The organism is Serratia sp. JKS000199, from assembly GCF_900215455.1.
Lineage (GTDB): Bacteria > Pseudomonadota > Gammaproteobacteria > Enterobacterales > Enterobacteriaceae > Serratia > Serratia ureilytica.
Genome location: NZ_LT907843.1, coordinates 1,465,223 through 1,481,037, shown reverse-complemented (window position 1 = coordinate 1,481,037; position 15,815 = coordinate 1,465,223). Strand labels below are relative to the sequence as shown.

Below are 15,815 nucleotides of genomic sequence, written 5' to 3'. Positions count from 1 at the left end.
ACACCGCGCCCGTTGCCGTTATTTCCCCGCCGGCGCCTGCGCGCCCAAAATGCCCTTGCCTTCCGGCACTTCGGTAAAGCGACTGAGGATCTCGCTGTAGGTCTTGGCCGGATCCAAATCCGGGAACTGCGCCGGATAGATAAACTTCGCCAGATACTCCAGCCCGACGATGTTGTACGGGTGGTTGTAGAAGTTATGGTAGATGCCGTAGAACCGCCCTTCCTTCACCGCCGACACCTGCGAGAACCCTGGGCGCTGCTTCATGCGGTTGAAGGCCTCATCCACCTGCTGCTGCGTCACGCCATAGCCGAACGGCACCGCGGCATTGGTCTTGCTGGCCCACTGCGAGCCGGAAACGATATACGCATCCGGTTTCATGCTGATCACTTTTTCCAGCGCCACGTCGCCGGTCGCACCCGGCAGCAGCGCAGAACCGATGTTGCGCGCGCCGACCGCTTCGACCAACGCGCCCCAGCCGACGTGCGCATGGGTGAAGCAGCAGGATTCCAGTCCGTTCAGGCCGGCCTTGGCTTCGAAGAACACCAACGGTTTGGGTGCCACCGCCTGCGTTTTGGCCAGAATGGCCTGATAATGCTGCTGATAATAATCGGTATATTGCTTGGCTTCGCTTTCGCGGTTGAGGGTTTCCCCCAGCAGCGTCACGCTTTTCGGCGTGTTTTCCACCGGCTTGAGCATGGTATCGATAAACAACACCGGCACGTTCAGCGCCTTCAGCTTATCCAGCACGCCGGTTTGGCTCAGGGAAGGTTTGGAGCGCAGCTGGGCGATCATCAGATCGGGCCGCTTGGCGATCACGCTCTCCAGATTCACTTCGCCTTTATCGCTGAATCCCATGTCGATGATGTTTTTCGCCGCCGGCCATTTGCTCTGCAAGATTTCCCAGGTCGCCGCGTCGCTTTTCTTCAGCAGGTTATTCCAGGCCACCAGCCGGCCGAACGGGTTGGCGCGATCGAGCAGCGCCAGCGTGAGAATGTCGCGCCCGTCCTGCACCACGATGCGTTTCGGCTCCTGCTGGAGGGTGACCGTCTGGCCGGAGGTGTCGGTCAGGGTCAACGGATAGGTAGTGGCCATCGCCGGAGAGGCGAGTAAGGCGGCGCAAACCAGCGCCGGCAAAGTGATTCGACGGTGCACGAAAGACTCCTTAGTCATGAATACATTCAGGAAATACTAATGAGAATGGCTTGCATTATCAAAGATAACGCCCGGCATGCCGGCGATTAATTGCAAAGGGATGTGTAAAGGAAGGATAAGAGGCGCGCCGGAGCCGGCGCGCCCAGGGGATCACATCAGGCCGTAGATCAGCGCCGAGAGCGCGATCAGGCCCATCACCAGCACGAAGACGTTGCTCGCCGCGCGATATTGGCGCATGGCCGGCACCGCACGCACGGCGTACATCGGCAGGATGAACAGGATCGCCGCAATCAGCGGGCCGCTGATGGTTTCGATGATATGCAGCGCGCTGGGGTTCCACACCGTCGCCGCCCAGGTGAGCAGGAACAGCGACACCGCCGAAATGCGGTGCGTCATGCGCGAGCTGAGCGGCTTGCCGACCGCGCGCGTGACGCCGTCGATCAGGCTGGTCGCCCCTTCCGTCACCCCCAGCGAGGTGCCGAGATAGGATTTGGCCATTGCCAGCATCGCCATCACCGGGCCGAGATAGGCGATCAGCGGGTTGGAAAACTTGTTGGCCAGGGTGGTCAGCACCGTGATGTTCTGATCTTTGGCCTGCTGCATGTCTTCATGGGACAGGCTCAGCACGCAGCTGAACACGAAGAACAGCACGGTAACGCAGATCAGCACATAGCTGTAGCGCATGATGCGCGCGCAGCGGCGTTCCGCCTTGTCGCCATACAGGCTCTTCTGCGTCGAGGCGAAGGAGGAGATGATTGGCGCATGGCTGAAGGAGAACACCATCACCGGCACCGCCAGCCACAGCGAATGCCACAGCCCCGGCGTGTCGAAGCGGGTGGCGGCCAGGCCATTAACGAAGTTGGCGGTATTCCAGCTCGGCATCAGGTACAGCGAAATGCCCATCAGGAACACCAGCAGCGGGAACACCAGCATGCCCATTGCCGCCACGATGCTGTCTTTGCCGCGCAGCAGCACCAGATTGAGCACCACCACCACCGCCAGGCTCAGCCAGATGCGCGGCAGCGGCGCCACGTGGAACTGATGGATCAGGAAGCTGTCCAGCGCGTTAGTGATCGAAATGCTGTACACCAGCACGATCGGGAAGAACGCCATCAGATACAGCACCATGATGATTTTTCCGGCCAATACGCCGAAATGTTCCACCACCACATCGTGAATATTGCCGTCGCGGCTGGAGCCGGAAAGCACGAAGCGGCTGAGCGCGCGGTGCGGCAAATAGGTCAGCGGGAAAGCGAACAGCGCCATCAGCAGCAACACCAACGGGCCGTTCAGGCCGGCGTTGATCGGCAAGAACAACGTGCCGGCGCCCACCGCGGTGGCATAAAGACCGAACATCCAGACGGTGTCGGTTTTGTTCCATTTGGCAGGCTGAGCGGCCGTCAGCGTGCCTGAATCGGGAGAAATCGTACTCATGAGACAGTCTACCTTAATCTGCGGCGCCAACGATTGCGCCTAACGGGATATCCTTCTCCGCGAATTTTTTAATAGTAATCAGTGAATTAAAGCGATATTTCATACTTACGCCTGATGAAAGGACGGCAAAGGATAATGAAAAATCCGCTGCGGGTCTATGTTTTATCGGCCGAACGAACGATTTGCGAACAGGAAATGCTGAAAAAAACGGCGCAGGCAGGAAAAACTAAGGGCCCCTTGCGGAGCCCTTAAGCGGTTTACTTCTTCGCGTCCGGATGGTCCGGCACCTCGGCGCTGCCCATCTCCTTCTCGTCGCGGATCATCGAGCGGTCTTTACGCACGTCGGCCACGTCGGAGGCACTCACCGGTTTGGCGCTGTTGCCCCAACTAGTGCGGATGAAGTTCACCACGTCCGCCACCTGCTGATCGTTCAAACGCCAGCCAAACGGCGGCATGGTGATGTTGGACACCGCGCCCTGCACCGCCGGCGTGGTGTTGCCGGTCAGCACGATGTGGATCAGCGAGGTCGCGTCCTCGGTCTGCACTACCGGATTGCCCTTCAGCGACGGGAAGGCGCGCTTGTAGCCCACGCCGTCGGTGCGGTGGCAGGCCGCGCAGTTATCGACATACAGGGCCGCGCCGGGCTTGCTGTCATTCCCGCGCCACAGATCCTTGGCCACGCTGTCTTCGACCGGCGCCGCCTGCTGCTTGCCGTCTTTCGGCGGCAGCGATTTCAGGTAGCGCGCGATGGCGGTCAGATCGTCGTCGCTCAGGTATTGCAGGCTGTGCTCCACGACGTCGCTCATGCCGCCGAACACGATGGCTTTGTCGTTACGGCCGGTTTTCAGGAACTCGGTCAGCTCGGCTTCGCTCCAGCTGCCCAGGCCGTCCTTGCGGTCACCGCGCAGGCTGGAAGCCACCCACCCGTCGATCGGTGCGTTGCTCCCGGACAGGTAGTCGTCGCTTTCGCTGTTGCTCAACGCTTTCTCCTGCATGGTGATGCTGCGCGGGGTATGGCAGGCGCCGCAGTGGCCCAGGCCTTCCACCAGGTAGCGGCCGCGCTCAATCACCGGATCGGCCTTGGCGTCGGCGACAAAATCCGCCGGCGACGGCGCAAACATGCCGCGCCAGATGCTCAGCGGCCAGCGCATCGACAGCGGCCACGGGATGTCGGAGTCCTTGTTGGCCTGCTCCACCGGCTGCACGCCGTGCATGAAATAGGCATACATGGCGCGCATGTCGTCCTCTTTCACCAGCGCGAACGACGGGTACGGCATCGCCGGGTACAGGGTGCTGCCGTTTTTGGCTACGCCCTTACGCACCGCGTTGTCGAAATCCTCGAAGCTGTAATCGCCGATGCCGGTTTTCTTGTCCGGCGTAATGTTGGTCGAGTAGATGGTGCCGATTGGCGTCTCCATCGCCAGGCCGCCGGCGAAGGTCTTGCCGTTCTTGCCATCGGTATGGCAGGCCACGCAGTCACCGGCGCGCGCCAGGTACTCGCCGCGCTTGATCAGCTCGCTGCTGACGGTGGCGTCCTGCGCCCAAACGGAGAAACTCACTGCACTGAGAACCAGTGCCGGTACAAATGCTTTCATCGTTCGCCGTCCTTATGCCTGCACCAATGGGCCTGGGTTTTTCAGATACTGCTCGCGAATGGCGCGGGCAGACCAGTAAGCCAGCGCCGCCACGGTGCCGGTCGGGTTGTAGCCCAGCCCTTGCGGGAAGGCCGATGCGCCGATCGAGAACACGTTGTGCACATCCCAGCTCTGCAGATAGCGGTTGACCGCGCTGGTCTTCGGATCTTCCCCCATCACCGCACCGCCGTTCATGTGGGTGGTCTGGTAGCTGGTGGTATCGAAGTGGCTGTTGGCGTTTTTCGGGCTGCCGGCGATCAGTTTCGGGTTCATCGCCTTGGCGATCGGCGCCATCTTGTCGTACATGAACTGCGCCATCTTGATGTCGTTTTCCTGCCAGTCGAACGTCATGCGCAGCAGCGGCTGGCCGAACACGTTCTTGTAGTTGGGATCGAGATCCAGATAGTTGTTGCGGTACGACTGGTGCGCGCCGTGGGCATCCATCGAGACGTGGTGGGTGTAGGCATCCGCCACCGCCGCTTTCCACTTGCTGCCCCAGGCCGGGGTACCCGGCGGGGTCGGCAGGCCGGAGATCGGCTTGGTGCCCGCCTGGTTGACCCAGAACGGCGAACCGCCGACGAAGCCTTCTTTGGCGTGATCGAAGTTGTCGGCGTTGAAGTCATCCACGCCCACGCCGTTGCCGCCGGCGCCGATGAACGGGTTGGTGAAGACGTCTTTATCAAAGAACGCCTTGATGGTGGTCATGTTCTGGTAGGCGAAGTTGCGCCCGACCACGCCTTCGCCGGTCACCGGATCGTAAGGCTTGCCGATGCCGGACAGCAGCATCAGGTGCACATTGTGGAACTGGAACGCGCCCAGGATCACCAGGTCGGCCGGCTGTTCAATCTCACGGCCCTGCGCATCGACGTAGTTCACGCCGGTGGCGCGGGACTTATCATCGGTCAGGTTGACCTTCAGCACGTTGGCGTTGGTGCGCAGCTCGAAGCGTTTCTCCATGCGCAGCGCCGGCAAGATGTTGACGTTCGGCGAGGCTTTGGAATACATGTAGCAGGCGTAGCCGCTGCAGAAACCGCAGAAGTTGCATGGGCCCATCTGCGCGCCGTACGGGTTGGTGTAAGAGTCCGAGGTGTTGGCGGACGGCAGGTTGTAAGGGTGGTAACCCACCTCCAGCGCCGCTTTCTCGAACAGCTGGGCGGAGTAGGTGTTTTTCTGCGCCGGCAGCGGGAAGTCGTCGGAGCGATCCGGCGCAAAGCGGTTACCGCCCTTCTGCGCCACTTTCTGCCCTTTGATGGTCCAGGCGGTGCCGGAAGTGCCGAACACTTTCTCCGCTTTGTCGAAGAACGGTTCCAGCTCGTCGTAGGTCACGCCGAAGTCCTGGATGGTCATGTCCTTCGGAATGAAGTTTTTGCCGTAGCGCTCTTCATAATGGCTGCGCATGCGCAGTTCGATCGGATCGACGCGGAAATGTACGCCCGACCAGTGCAGACCGGCGCCGCCGACGCCGGTGCCCGGCAGGAACGCCGCCAGCTGGCGGTAAGGCACCGCGGTCTGGCTGCTGTTGTGGCGAATGGTGACGGTGCTTTTCGACAGATCCTGGAACAGCTTGCGTCGAATGTTATAGGTCAGCTCGTCGATCACCTGCGGATAAGACCCGTCCGGGTAGGTGTCGCGCATCGGGCCGCGCTCCAGCGCCACCACGTTGAGGCCGGCCTCGGTCAGCTCTTTGGCCATGATTGCGCCCACCCAGCCGAAGCCGACGATCACCGCGTCTACTTTTTTCATTACCGTTGCCATGGTTAGCCCCTCTCCCCACGAATCGAGACCGGCGGGAAGGGATAACGCTCCCCTCGCTCAACCCAGTCCATAAAATCGGCGCGCGCGCCCGGAAAATTAATCAGCTTCCAGCCAACCATGTCTTTGTTGCCGCCATGGATCGGATCGCTGAAGAAACCTTCACGGGTGTTTTGCAGCAGATAGGAGAAGAACAGTTTCGACGGCAGTTGCTGGAACTCCGCCTCGCCGGACTCAAACTTTTGCAGCAGGGCGTCTTGCTGCGCGCCATCCAGTTCGGCGAAAGGCTTGCCGGCGGTTTTCTTGCTGTAGGCGTCGGCGTCTGCGATGCCGAGGTTGTAGATTTGCTTGGGCACCAGCGGCAGCTGGTAGCCCATTTCCTTCGGCACATCGGGGTTGAACGGCCCCTGCATGTACCAGATGGAACCGGTGGCGTACGGCGTGTTCATCTGGCGATCGATAAACTCCGGCACGCCGGCTTCCAGCGCGCCAGGGCCGCGCTCGTCGGCCGGGATCAGGCGCGCGACGGCGGCCTTGATGAAGGCCCACTCTTCCGGGGTGAAAAAGGTCGGTTGGTAATCGTTCTGCGTTGAAGTGTTCGAGGCAGCGACCGCTGGTGCCGGGGCCGTCAGCGCGCCAACGCCGCTGCCACCAATTACCGCCGCAGGAATTAAGGTCATCGATTTCAACAAGAAATCGCGCCGCGAATTGTTGGTTTTATGATTCGACATGTCACATTCCATCCAAAGATAGTCACAACTATTTAACCGCAACCTTGCGATCGATACGGGTTTTTAAAATAATTTGTTACTTATTTGTCTATTTATTGAAGGTCAGAATGCGAGCAAAAGCAAAAATGTTACCGGTAACTTATTGAATGAACGTAAAGATTTATCTGCTAACGTAAATTTAACTTTTTGTGCGGTTTTTCTGATAAGCGATGAGGAAATAACGAAAAATGAGAGGCGGGTCGCGCTAAAAACTGACGCCGAAAACAAAATCGGCCGCGTTCGGCGGCCGATTCAAAGGATGGGATTACTGCGACATCGCCTGATAAGCGGTGGTCACTTTCCATAAATAGCGCGGCGCCTGCGGTGCCGGGTGCTTTTTCTGGATGTGCTGATAAAACTCATCCGGACTCATCTGATTGATGCGATTAACCGCCACGCGCTTGTCCGAGGAGAAAGTGCGCAACATGGCGCCCGCCCCGTTCACATACGAAACGATGGTGGCGTAACGCAAAGTCTGTGGGTTGTTGATCCCGGCTAGCTGCTGGCTTTGAAGAATATTGATATAGGCCGTTCCCAGATCAATATTGACCGCCGGATCCTTCAGCTCACGCGAGCTGGGTTGCCCGCTTCGTCCTTTCATGCGATAGGCGTCGCGGCCGGCGGTAGAAGCCTTCAGCTGCATCAATCCCACTGCGTTCGAGGTGCTGACCACGTTCGGGTTAAACCCGGACTCCACCTGAATAATCGCTTTAATCAGCGTTTCGTCGACGCCGTAGTTGCTGGCGGCCTGACGAATGTAATCGTTATAAGCAACCGGGGTGCCTGTGCGGTTTACCGGTGCCTGCGGAGGGGGTTTTAACCAACCGCCGCGCGTTGTGCCACTGCCTGAAATATTGCTCGCCGTTTGCGGGTCTTTGGCGCACCCCGACAAAAGCAAAATTGCCGTAAGGCAACCTATTTTTGTTTTCACAGAATCCCTCACTCCTTTCAATGAGTTGCGTAGCATATACAACTTGTAAGGACACCTGCAGTAATTTTTTGGACTAATCTCAAGCTATCCATATACCAAGAGGTGATTTATGAGTCAATCTGCAACAAGCTGCTTTGTGGTGACTTTTCGCTATCAGGAAGCGGGACTGACCGACCTGGCCAAGCTGACCGGGCAATTGACCCGTGAAGGTTTTGTCACGTCGGTGACAGATGAAAATGGCGTTCATCATGAGCTCGGCAGCAACAGTTTTGCGTTCATAACCGTTCTGGATCAAGAGGATGTGCAGCGTCTGGCGCAAGGGTTCGGGCAGTTGGCATTGGGAAAACAGCCGGAGGTGGCGATCTGCACCTGTAAGGACTACCTTCAGCGGTTACATACTGATACATAAAATGCTATAACTCCCCGGACGGTATTATTTTTCAGTTGGAGAAATAGCCCCGCCGGCGGTGGGCAAGTGACGCTTGACTTCGCTTCAATTGATATTGATAATCATTTTCATTTGAACCAGGAGACGTCATCATGCCATTGATAACTTGCGCTTTTCGTCGCAGTCGCCCTCCCCGCGCTGCCGCACTGTTACGCCCCTTCACGCTCGCCTGTTTGCTGCTCGGCGCCGCTCTGGTCAGCCAACCCGCGCTGGCAGAAAAAAAGCTGCGCGTGGTGACCACTTTCACCATCATTCAGGATATCGCCCAGAACGTGGCGGGTGACGCCGCCGTCGTGGAATCCATCACCAAACCGGGCGCCGAGATCCACGATTACCAACCCACCCCGCGCGATATCGTCAAAGCGCAGCACGCCGACCTGATCCTGTGGAACGGCATGAACCTGGAACGCTGGTTCCAGCGCTTCTTCGAGAACATCAAGCAGGTGCCGGCGGCGGTCGTGACCGAAGGCATCACCCCGCTGCCGATCCGTGAAGGGCCCTATAACGGCAACCCGAACCCGCATGCCTGGATGTCACCGAGCAACGCGCTGGTATATATCGAAAACATCCGCAAAGCGCTGGTGGCGCACGATCCGGCCAATGCGGAAACCTACAACCGCAACGCCAAGGCCTACGCAGAGAAAATCGGCGCGCTGGACGCCCCGCTGCGCGAACGCCTGGCGCGCATTCCGGCCGCGCAGCGTTGGCTGGTGACCAGTGAAGGCGCCTTCAGCTACCTGGCGCAGGACTATCAGCTGAAAGAAGTCTATCTGTGGCCGATCAACGCCGATGAGCAAGGCTCGCCGCAACAGGTCCGCCGGGTGATCGACGCGGTGCGCGCCCATCATATTCCGGTGGTGTTCAGCGAGAGCACCATTTCCGACAAGCCGGCCAGACAGGTGGCGAAAGAGACCGGCGCCAAATACGGCGGCGTGTTGTACGTGGACTCGCTGTCCACCCGCGATGGCCCGGTGCCGACCTATATCGATCTGCTTAACACCACCGTGCAAACCATCGCCAAAGGATTCGATCAATGACCCATGAGCTGTTTGTCCGCCCTGAATTGAGCGTGGACGACGTCACCGTGACCTACAACAACGGGCACACCGCCATTCATAACGCCAGTTTTACCCTGAGCGGCGGTTCTATCTGCGCGCTGGTGGGCGTTAACGGCAGCGGTAAATCGACGCTGTTCAAAAGCATCATGGGGCTGGTCAAGCCCACCAGCGGCCGGGTGTCGCTGAGCGACAAACCGGTAGCGGACGCGCTGAAAAAGAACCTGATCGCCTACGTGCCGCAAACCGAAGACGTCGACTGGAACTTCCCGGTGCTGGTGGAAGACGTGGTGATGATGGGCCGCTACGGCAAGATGAATTTCCTGCGCATTCCGTCGCGCGAGGATCGCTTGCGGGTCGACAAGGCGCTGGAGCGCGTCGGCCTCAGCGAGCTGCGCGGCCGGCAGATCGGCGAACTCTCCGGCGGTCAGAAAAAGCGCGTGTTTCTGGCGCGCGCCCTGGCGCAGCAGGGCACGGTGCTGCTGCTGGATGAGCCTTTCACCGGCGTGGATGTGAAAACCGAGAATGCCATTATCGATCTACTGCGCTCGCTGCGCGACGAGGGGCATCTGATCCTGGTTTCCACCCATAACCTCGGCAGCGTGCCGGAGTTCTGCGATCGGGTGATCCTCATCAACCGCACGGTGTTGGCCGCCGGCCCGACCGAAACCACCTTCACCCAGAGCAATCTGGAGCTGGCGTTCGGCGGCGTGCTGCGCCATATCAACCTCTCCGGCCCGGATCTGCACGACGACAACGATCCGCGCACCGTCACGGTGTTGACCGACGATGAACGCCCGGCGGTGTTCTATGGCCACACCAAGAGCGATCCGCCTGCCAACAGTCAGGCCAGGGAGAAACAATCCTGATGCTGGACCTTCTGCTGCAACCTTTCAGTTATAACTACATGGTGAAGGCCATCTGGGTCAGCGCCATCGTCGGCGCCGCCTGCGCGTTTCTGTCCGCCTACCTGATGCTGAAAGGGTGGTCGCTGATGGGCGATGCGCTGTCGCACTCGGTGGTGCCCGGCGTGGCCGGCGCCTATGCCCTCGGCCTGCCCTACGCCGCCGGCGCCTTCTTCACCGGCATGCTGGCGGCGCTGGCGATGACGCTGGTGCGCCACATCACCCGGCTGCGCGAAGACGCCATCATCGGCTTTATCTTCTCCACCTTCTTTGCCGTCGGCCTGCTGATCGTGTCGCTCAACCCCACCTCGGTCAACGTACAGTCGATCATCTTCGGCAATATCCTCGGCATCGCCGACGAAGACGTGCTGCAGGTGGAAATCATCATCGGCGTTTCGCTGCTGATCCTGTGCCTGGTGTGGAAAGATCTGCTGGCGGTGTTCTTTGACGAAAGCCACGCGGTGTCGATCGGCCTGTCGCCGCTGAAGCTGAAGATCCTGTTCTTCACCCTGCTCAGCGCCTGCACCGTCGCCGCACTGCAAACCGTCGGCGCCATTTTGGTGATCGCCATGGTGATCACGCCGGGCGCCACCGCCTATCTGCTGACCGACCGCTTCAGCCGGCTGGTGATCATCGCCATCATCATCGGCGCATTGACCAGCGGCATCGGCGCCTACCTGAGTTTCTTCCTCGACGGCGCCACCGGCGGGGTGATCGTCACCCTGCAAACGCTGGTGTTCCTGGCGGCGTTCTGCTTCGCGCCGAAACACGGCCTGCTGGCGGCAAAACGTCGCGTAGCACAGTCACCAACCGGAGGCCGCTGATGGACACGCTCTACCAACTGCTCAGCGAACCCTTCGCCTACCCGTTCATGCAGCGGGCGATCGTCGCCGCCATCGTCACCGGCGTGGTATGCGCCGTGCTCTCCTGCTATCTGGTGCTCAAGGGCTGGTCGCTGATGGGCGACGCCATCTCGCACGCCGTCTTGCCCGGCATCGTAGTGGCGTTCGTCATCGGCATTCCGCTGGCGATCGGCGCCTTCCTCTCCGGCATCTTCTGCGCGGTGGCCACCGGCTACCTGAAAGAGAACAGCCGGGTGAAAGAAGACACGGTGATGGGCATCGTTTTCTCCGGCATGTTCGCCTTCGGCCTGGTGCTGTTCTCGCGCATCGACACCGACCAGCACCTGAGCCACATTCTGTTCGGCAACATGCTGGGCATCACCGACGGCGAGCTGAAGCAAACCCTGCTGATCGCCGGCTTCACCCTGGCGGTGGTGTTGCTTAAACGCAAAGACTTCATGCTCTACTGTTTCGATCCGCACCATGCGCGGGTGATTGGCCTGCCGGTCAAGCTGCTGCACTACGGGCTGCTGTGTCTGCTGGCGATGACCATCGTCGCCTCGCTGCAGGCTGTGGGGGTGATCCTGGTGATCGCCATGCTGATCGCCCCCGGCATCATCGCCTTTATGCTGTGCCGCCGCTTCGATCGCATGCTGATGGTGGCGACGGTGGTGTCGGTGTTCTCTTGCGTGCTCGGCACGCTGATCAGTTTCCACATCGACGGCGCAACCGGGCCCTGCATCGTCATTGTACAGGCCGTGCTGTTCGTTATCGCCTTACTGTACGGTAAACTGCGTCCGTTACAGCGTAACCAAACCGCCCTGGGCGACAGTTAAACGCCCTCCTCTGATGCGGCGGCGCTCTCCGCCGCATCCTGTTTCCTCTGCCCCCTTATCCGTTGTCATCAAGTTGCAACCGGTATTGCGCTTAAATTAATCAATAGGGTATATACTGTGAGCTGGCGGGATGCTGAAAAAATCGCCGCCTTTGACGCCGGCTGTGCGCCGCGTCGTGTTTTCACCACGGGAAAGACGCTAACCTAATGAATTATCAGGCAGCACAGAGGGGGAAATACCATGTGGCAAGCCGTTAGCCGTCTGTTAAGTGAACATCTTGGCAGCGCAGAGATACGCGAAAGGATTGAACTGCCCGGGGGCGACATTCACCCGGCGTGGCGCGTGAGTTACGGTGACAACGAGGTGTTCGTGAAATGCGACGCCCGTGAACAACTGCCGATATTCACCGCCGAGGCCGATCAGCTGGCGCTGCTGGCGCGCAGCAAAAGCGTGCGGGTGCCGGAAGTGTACGGCGTCGGCAGCGATCGCGACTACAGCTTCCTGCTGCTGGAGTATCAGCAGTTGAAACCCCTCGACGCCCATGGCGCCTACTGCCTGGGGCAACAACTGGCGCATCTGCACCAGTGGAGCGAGCAACCGCAGTTCGGTCTCGACTTCGACAGCGATCTGACCACCACCCCGCAACCCAACGCCTGGCAACGCCGCTGGTCGGAATTCTTCGCCGAGCAGCGCATCGGCTGGCAGCTGCAGCTGGCGGCGGAAAAAGGCATGACCTTCGGCGACATCGACGACATCGTCGATCGGGTGTATCTGCGCTTGCAGCACCACCAGCCGCAGCCTTCCCTGCTGCACGGCAACCTGTGGCCGGGCAACTGCGCGATGACCGCCAACGGGCCGATACTGTTCGATCCGGCCAGCTACTGGGGCGACAGAGAGTGCGATTTGGCGATGCTGCCGCTGTATCCGGAGCTGCCGCCGCAGATCTACGACGGCTATCAGAGCGTGTGGCCGCTGGGGGCCGGATTTATCGAACGCCAGCCGCTGTATCAGCTGTACTACCTGCTCAACCGCAGCAATCTGTTCGGCGGCCAGCATTTGGTGGCTGCCCAACGCGCGGTGGAGGCGCTGTTGCAGCCCGAAGCGTCATAACGTTCCGGGGCGCCGAGCGGCGCCCCGTTCATGGTTCAGGCCGCGCCGGCCAACTGCCCCAACAGGCGGATCACGAACCAGGCGATCACCGCAATCACGATCGGCAGGATGTACAGCGGGAAGTACTGCAGGAAGATGGTGTGGTGCGGCAGCGTAATGCGCTCCTCAAGCTGTTGGCGCGTGTGCCCTTCGCTGCCCTTGGCCTGCTCCAGGATCATCTGGTCTTCCAACCCTTCGCGGATGAACTTGACCTGACGCGACATGCGCGCGCCGGAAGCCTGCAGCGCCAGCCCGACGAAGATCAGAATATAGATGATGATGAACATCAGATTGGCGCCGCTGAACAGGCTTTTATCCACGTCGGGCACCGGTGAGTTGTACCAGAAAAGGTTCAGGAACGGCGTGTTGAAACGCACCATGTCCACCATCACGTGGACGAAATCCAGCATCACCGCGTTGATGCCCTTGGTTTTTTCACTGTGCTGATAGATAAAACCCAGCACGGAAATCAGCGTCGACAGCAACGCCGGGATAAAAACCACCCATCCGAGAATGCGTTTCAAAATGGCGAGACGCCCGGCCTGTTGATACGTCATGTGTTCCCCTTGTTAGCGACGTAACCGAATCGGCTAAGTCTACCTGCTGTTGGCGAAACTCGCCCACCGTTTTCTTCACTCCCGCTGTGCTACAAGCTTAGCCGAATTAGTCGAAATCAAAAACTTAACCGCGCCGGCACACTATCATTGAAGAGATAACGTTATCCATTCGGGCAGAGGCCGCCATGATTCGACTGATTATCTTATTGCTGGGCGCGCAGGCGCTGCACGGTCAGCGCCGTCTGCTGGTGCTGTTCGGTTGGCTGTGGATAGCCGCAGGGGCGCTGATGCTGTTCGACATCCTGCAGGATGGCCGGTCGGTGCTGGCGCTGGATGCCCTGGCGGTCATCCTGGCGCTGGAGGGGTTGGTGGCGGTATCCGCCGCGCTGGTGATCGGCTCTTCGGCCAGCAGGCCGGTGCTGCTGAAAGGATTGGGTTTTGTCTTTATGGCCTTTTTAATGCTGGACGTGCCCGCAGACGATAACATCGTCGCCACCGTGGTGTTTGGCAGCGCGCTGCTGCTTGACGGCGCCGTGCGCATCGCCTCCTCCACGGTGATTCAACACAGTCGATGGAAAGGCGTGGCGCTGGCGGGCAGCGGCGAGATCCTGCTTTCGTTGATGATTTTTGTCGGCTGGCCGGCGCCGCATCGGATGACGGTGCCCTTTTGCCTCGGCGTGATGATGGTGCTTTCCGGTTGGGCCTTATTGCGTATCGCCCGGAGACTGACAAGCTTCTCTCTGAATCAGCACCCCGCGCGGCAGCCACCGCACCCGGAGGATGAGACTGCGCCGCTCACGGTGTATGTCTGGACACCGATTGGTGCGGCTAAAGATCCGCGCCGGCGTTACATCGTCGACCGATACATCGCGGCGGTCGACGGCGGCGGCAATATCTCCACCGGTCACGCCGCCCTGGCGCTCGCGCCGGATGTGTATATCAGTCACTACCCGCTCAACGACATCAGCCATTCCGTTCAGGATTTCCGCCAGTTGTTGCATGCCGGCGAACAGAACAACGTCGACGGGCGTTTCCTGCCCGACCTGGCGGGCGAGATCGCCGCCTGGTGCCCCCCGGACAAGAAAATTCAATTCTACCGCTATAACCCGGCGGCGCTGCGCGCATTCTGGCTGCGTTATCGGCAGGACGCCACCTACAATCTGACCCGGCGCAACTGCTCCACCACGGTCATCGGCGCGCTCGACAGCGCGTTGGAAGGCGTGCTGGGCGATAAACATCTGTGGCGCCGCTTTCTGTTGCTGGTGCTCGATCCCAACCTGTGGATGCTGGCGGTACTGCGCAGCCGCGGCGAAAGCATGACCTGGACGCCGGGTTTGGTGCTGGACTACGCACGCATGTTGCAACAGGTCACCGAGCGTCAACACCAGCGCTGGTGGCTGAAATTGCGCGAGGTGTGGAATATCCTGCGTTTTGGCAAAAGCCAAACGCGCAGGCAAAGGTTTTAGTCTCGTCACCGGCGATGATAAAGTGTCGGGCACATTCACCCGCGCCGGCAGGAGTTAACCGTTAATGGCTTATTCGCAACGCATTGAAACCGCAATTTTTGATATGGACGGCTTGTTGATCGACTCGGAACCGCTGTGGCTGCAGGCTGAGTTGGATATCTTCGGCGCGCTGGGTTTGGATCTGTCCGACCGTCACAAGCTGCCGGACACGCTGGGGCTGCGCATCGATCTGGTGGTGAAAATGTGGTATCAGGCGATGCCGTGGCAAGGGGTTTCGCTTGATGAGGTGTCGGCGCGGATTATCGAGCGCGCCATCGAGCTGGTGCACGAGACGCGTCCGCTGCTGCCGGGCGTTCAGCAGGCGCTGGAGCTGTGTCGCAGCCAGGGGCTGAACATCGGTCTCGCCTCCGCCTCGCCGCTGCACATGCAACGGCAGGTGCTGAAGATGTTCGAGCTTGAGGATTACTTCGATCAGCTGGTTTCCGCCGAATACCTGCCGTACAGCAAGCCGCACCCGGAGGTCTACCTGATCGCCGCCGAACGCCTGGGCAGCGATCCGCTGCGCTGCATCACGCTGGAAGACTCGTTTAACGGCATGATCGCCACCAAGGCCGCACGCATGCGTTCCATCGTGATCCCGGCAGCCGAATACCGTCACGATCCGCGCTGGACGCTGGCGGACCACAAGCTGGACACCCTGGAACAGCTCACCCCCGCCCACTTTGCCTGACCTGCGGCGCCGGCCATCGGCGCCCTGGGTTTGCCGCTCTGCGTCATAAAAGGGATCCGCACCGCAAAATAAACGAAACACCGTTTCATTTTATTGAATTGGCATGACGTTCTCATTATGCTGCATGGCAGGGAAAGCGACGGCCCGCGGCGCG

15 protein-coding genes are annotated in these 15,815 nt (G+C 59.9%); 8 read left to right on the top strand and 7 right to left on the bottom strand.

All coding sequences use genetic code 11. From position 1 onward, the window contains the following. Window positions 1–18 precede the first annotated feature (18 nt). From CPH57_RS07220 to CPH57_RS07195, 6 genes are all read right to left on the bottom strand, one after another. Window positions 19–1,152, bottom strand: coding sequence for an ABC transporter substrate-binding protein (locus CPH57_RS07220; RefSeq protein ID WP_047026214.1), 1,134 nt, complete (start codon window positions 1,150–1,152; stop codon window positions 19–21). A 150-nt stretch (window positions 1,153–1,302) separates the two neighbouring features. Beyond that, window positions 1,303–2,586: an HAAAP family serine/threonine permease gene (locus CPH57_RS07215; protein WP_089196981.1), complete on the bottom strand. Its 1,284-nt coding sequence runs from the start codon at window positions 2,584–2,586 to the stop codon at window positions 1,303–1,305. A gap of 257 nt (window positions 2,587–2,843) precedes the next feature. After that, window positions 2,844–4,181, bottom strand: coding sequence for a cytochrome c (locus tag CPH57_RS07210; protein ID WP_047576030.1), 1,338 nt, complete (start codon window positions 4,179–4,181; stop codon window positions 2,844–2,846). A 12-nt stretch (window positions 4,182–4,193) separates the two neighbouring features. After that, window positions 4,194–5,975, bottom strand: coding sequence for a GMC family oxidoreductase (locus tag CPH57_RS07205; protein ID WP_004931432.1), 1,782 nt, complete (start codon window positions 5,973–5,975; stop codon window positions 4,194–4,196). 2 nt (window positions 5,976–5,977) lie between these two features. Then, complete coding sequence (locus CPH57_RS07200) at window positions 5,978–6,703, bottom strand: gluconate 2-dehydrogenase subunit 3 family protein (protein ID WP_033652465.1); 726 nt, start codon at window positions 6,701–6,703, stop codon at window positions 5,978–5,980. Window positions 6,704–7,007: 304 nt separating this feature from the next. Further along, window positions 7,008–7,673 carry a transglycosylase SLT domain-containing protein gene (locus CPH57_RS07195; RefSeq protein WP_004931439.1) on the bottom strand — a complete coding sequence of 222 codons (666 nt, stop codon included), beginning with the start codon at window positions 7,671–7,673 and terminating at the stop codon, window positions 7,008–7,010. Between the two features lie 109 nt (window positions 7,674–7,782). Between CPH57_RS07195 and ghoS the strand changes: the two genes are divergently transcribed. The 6 genes from ghoS (at window position 7,783) to CPH57_RS07165 (ending at window position 12,869) form a co-directional block, all read left to right on the top strand. Then, window positions 7,783–8,082, top strand: coding sequence for a type V toxin-antitoxin system endoribonuclease antitoxin GhoS (gene ghoS / locus CPH57_RS07190; protein ID WP_033642868.1), 300 nt, complete (start codon window positions 7,783–7,785; stop codon window positions 8,080–8,082). A 131-nt stretch (window positions 8,083–8,213) separates the two neighbouring features. After that, complete coding sequence (locus CPH57_RS07185) at window positions 8,214–9,158, top strand: metal ABC transporter substrate-binding protein (protein ID WP_033642867.1); 945 nt, start codon at window positions 8,214–8,216, stop codon at window positions 9,156–9,158. Continuing rightward, complete coding sequence (locus tag CPH57_RS07180; protein ID WP_033642866.1) at window positions 9,155–10,045, top strand: manganese/iron ABC transporter ATP-binding protein; 891 nt, start codon at window positions 9,155–9,157, stop codon at window positions 10,043–10,045. The genes CPH57_RS07185 and CPH57_RS07180 overlap by 4 nt, the downstream gene beginning before the upstream one ends. Beyond that, window positions 10,045–10,905: an iron/manganese ABC transporter permease subunit YfeC gene (gene yfeC, locus CPH57_RS07175; RefSeq protein ID WP_016927980.1), complete on the top strand. Its 861-nt coding sequence runs from the start codon at window positions 10,045–10,047 to the stop codon at window positions 10,903–10,905. The genes CPH57_RS07180 and yfeC overlap by 1 nt, the downstream gene beginning before the upstream one ends. Then, window positions 10,905–11,759, top strand: a complete 855-nt coding sequence (locus CPH57_RS07170) for a metal ABC transporter permease (RefSeq protein ID WP_033642865.1) — start codon at window positions 10,905–10,907, stop codon at window positions 11,757–11,759. The genes yfeC and CPH57_RS07170 overlap by 1 nt, the downstream gene beginning before the upstream one ends. 240 nt (window positions 11,760–11,999) lie before the next feature. Then, entirely contained in the window at window positions 12,000–12,869 is an 870-nt protein-coding gene (locus tag CPH57_RS07165; RefSeq protein WP_033642864.1) for a fructosamine kinase family protein, read from the top strand. A gap of 35 nt (window positions 12,870–12,904) precedes the next feature. Here the strand turns inward: CPH57_RS07165 and CPH57_RS07160 are convergent, their stop codons facing one another. Further along, window positions 12,905–13,465: a YniB family protein gene (locus CPH57_RS07160; RefSeq protein WP_025302601.1), complete on the bottom strand. Its 561-nt coding sequence runs from the start codon at window positions 13,463–13,465 to the stop codon at window positions 12,905–12,907. Between the two features lie 185 nt (window positions 13,466–13,650). Between CPH57_RS07160 and CPH57_RS07155 the strand changes: the two genes are divergently transcribed. Next, the gene (locus CPH57_RS07155) at window positions 13,651–14,931 is read left to right on the top strand and encodes an HdeD family acid-resistance protein (protein ID WP_046686946.1); all 1,281 of its coding nucleotides are present in this window, start codon (window positions 13,651–13,653) and stop codon (window positions 14,929–14,931) included. Window positions 14,932–14,995: 64 nt separating this feature from the next. Beyond that, window positions 14,996–15,661, top strand: a complete 666-nt coding sequence (gene hxpB / locus CPH57_RS07150) for a hexitol phosphatase HxpB (protein ID WP_033642862.1) — start codon at window positions 14,996–14,998, stop codon at window positions 15,659–15,661. The last annotated feature ends 154 nt before the right edge of the window (window positions 15,662–15,815 follow it).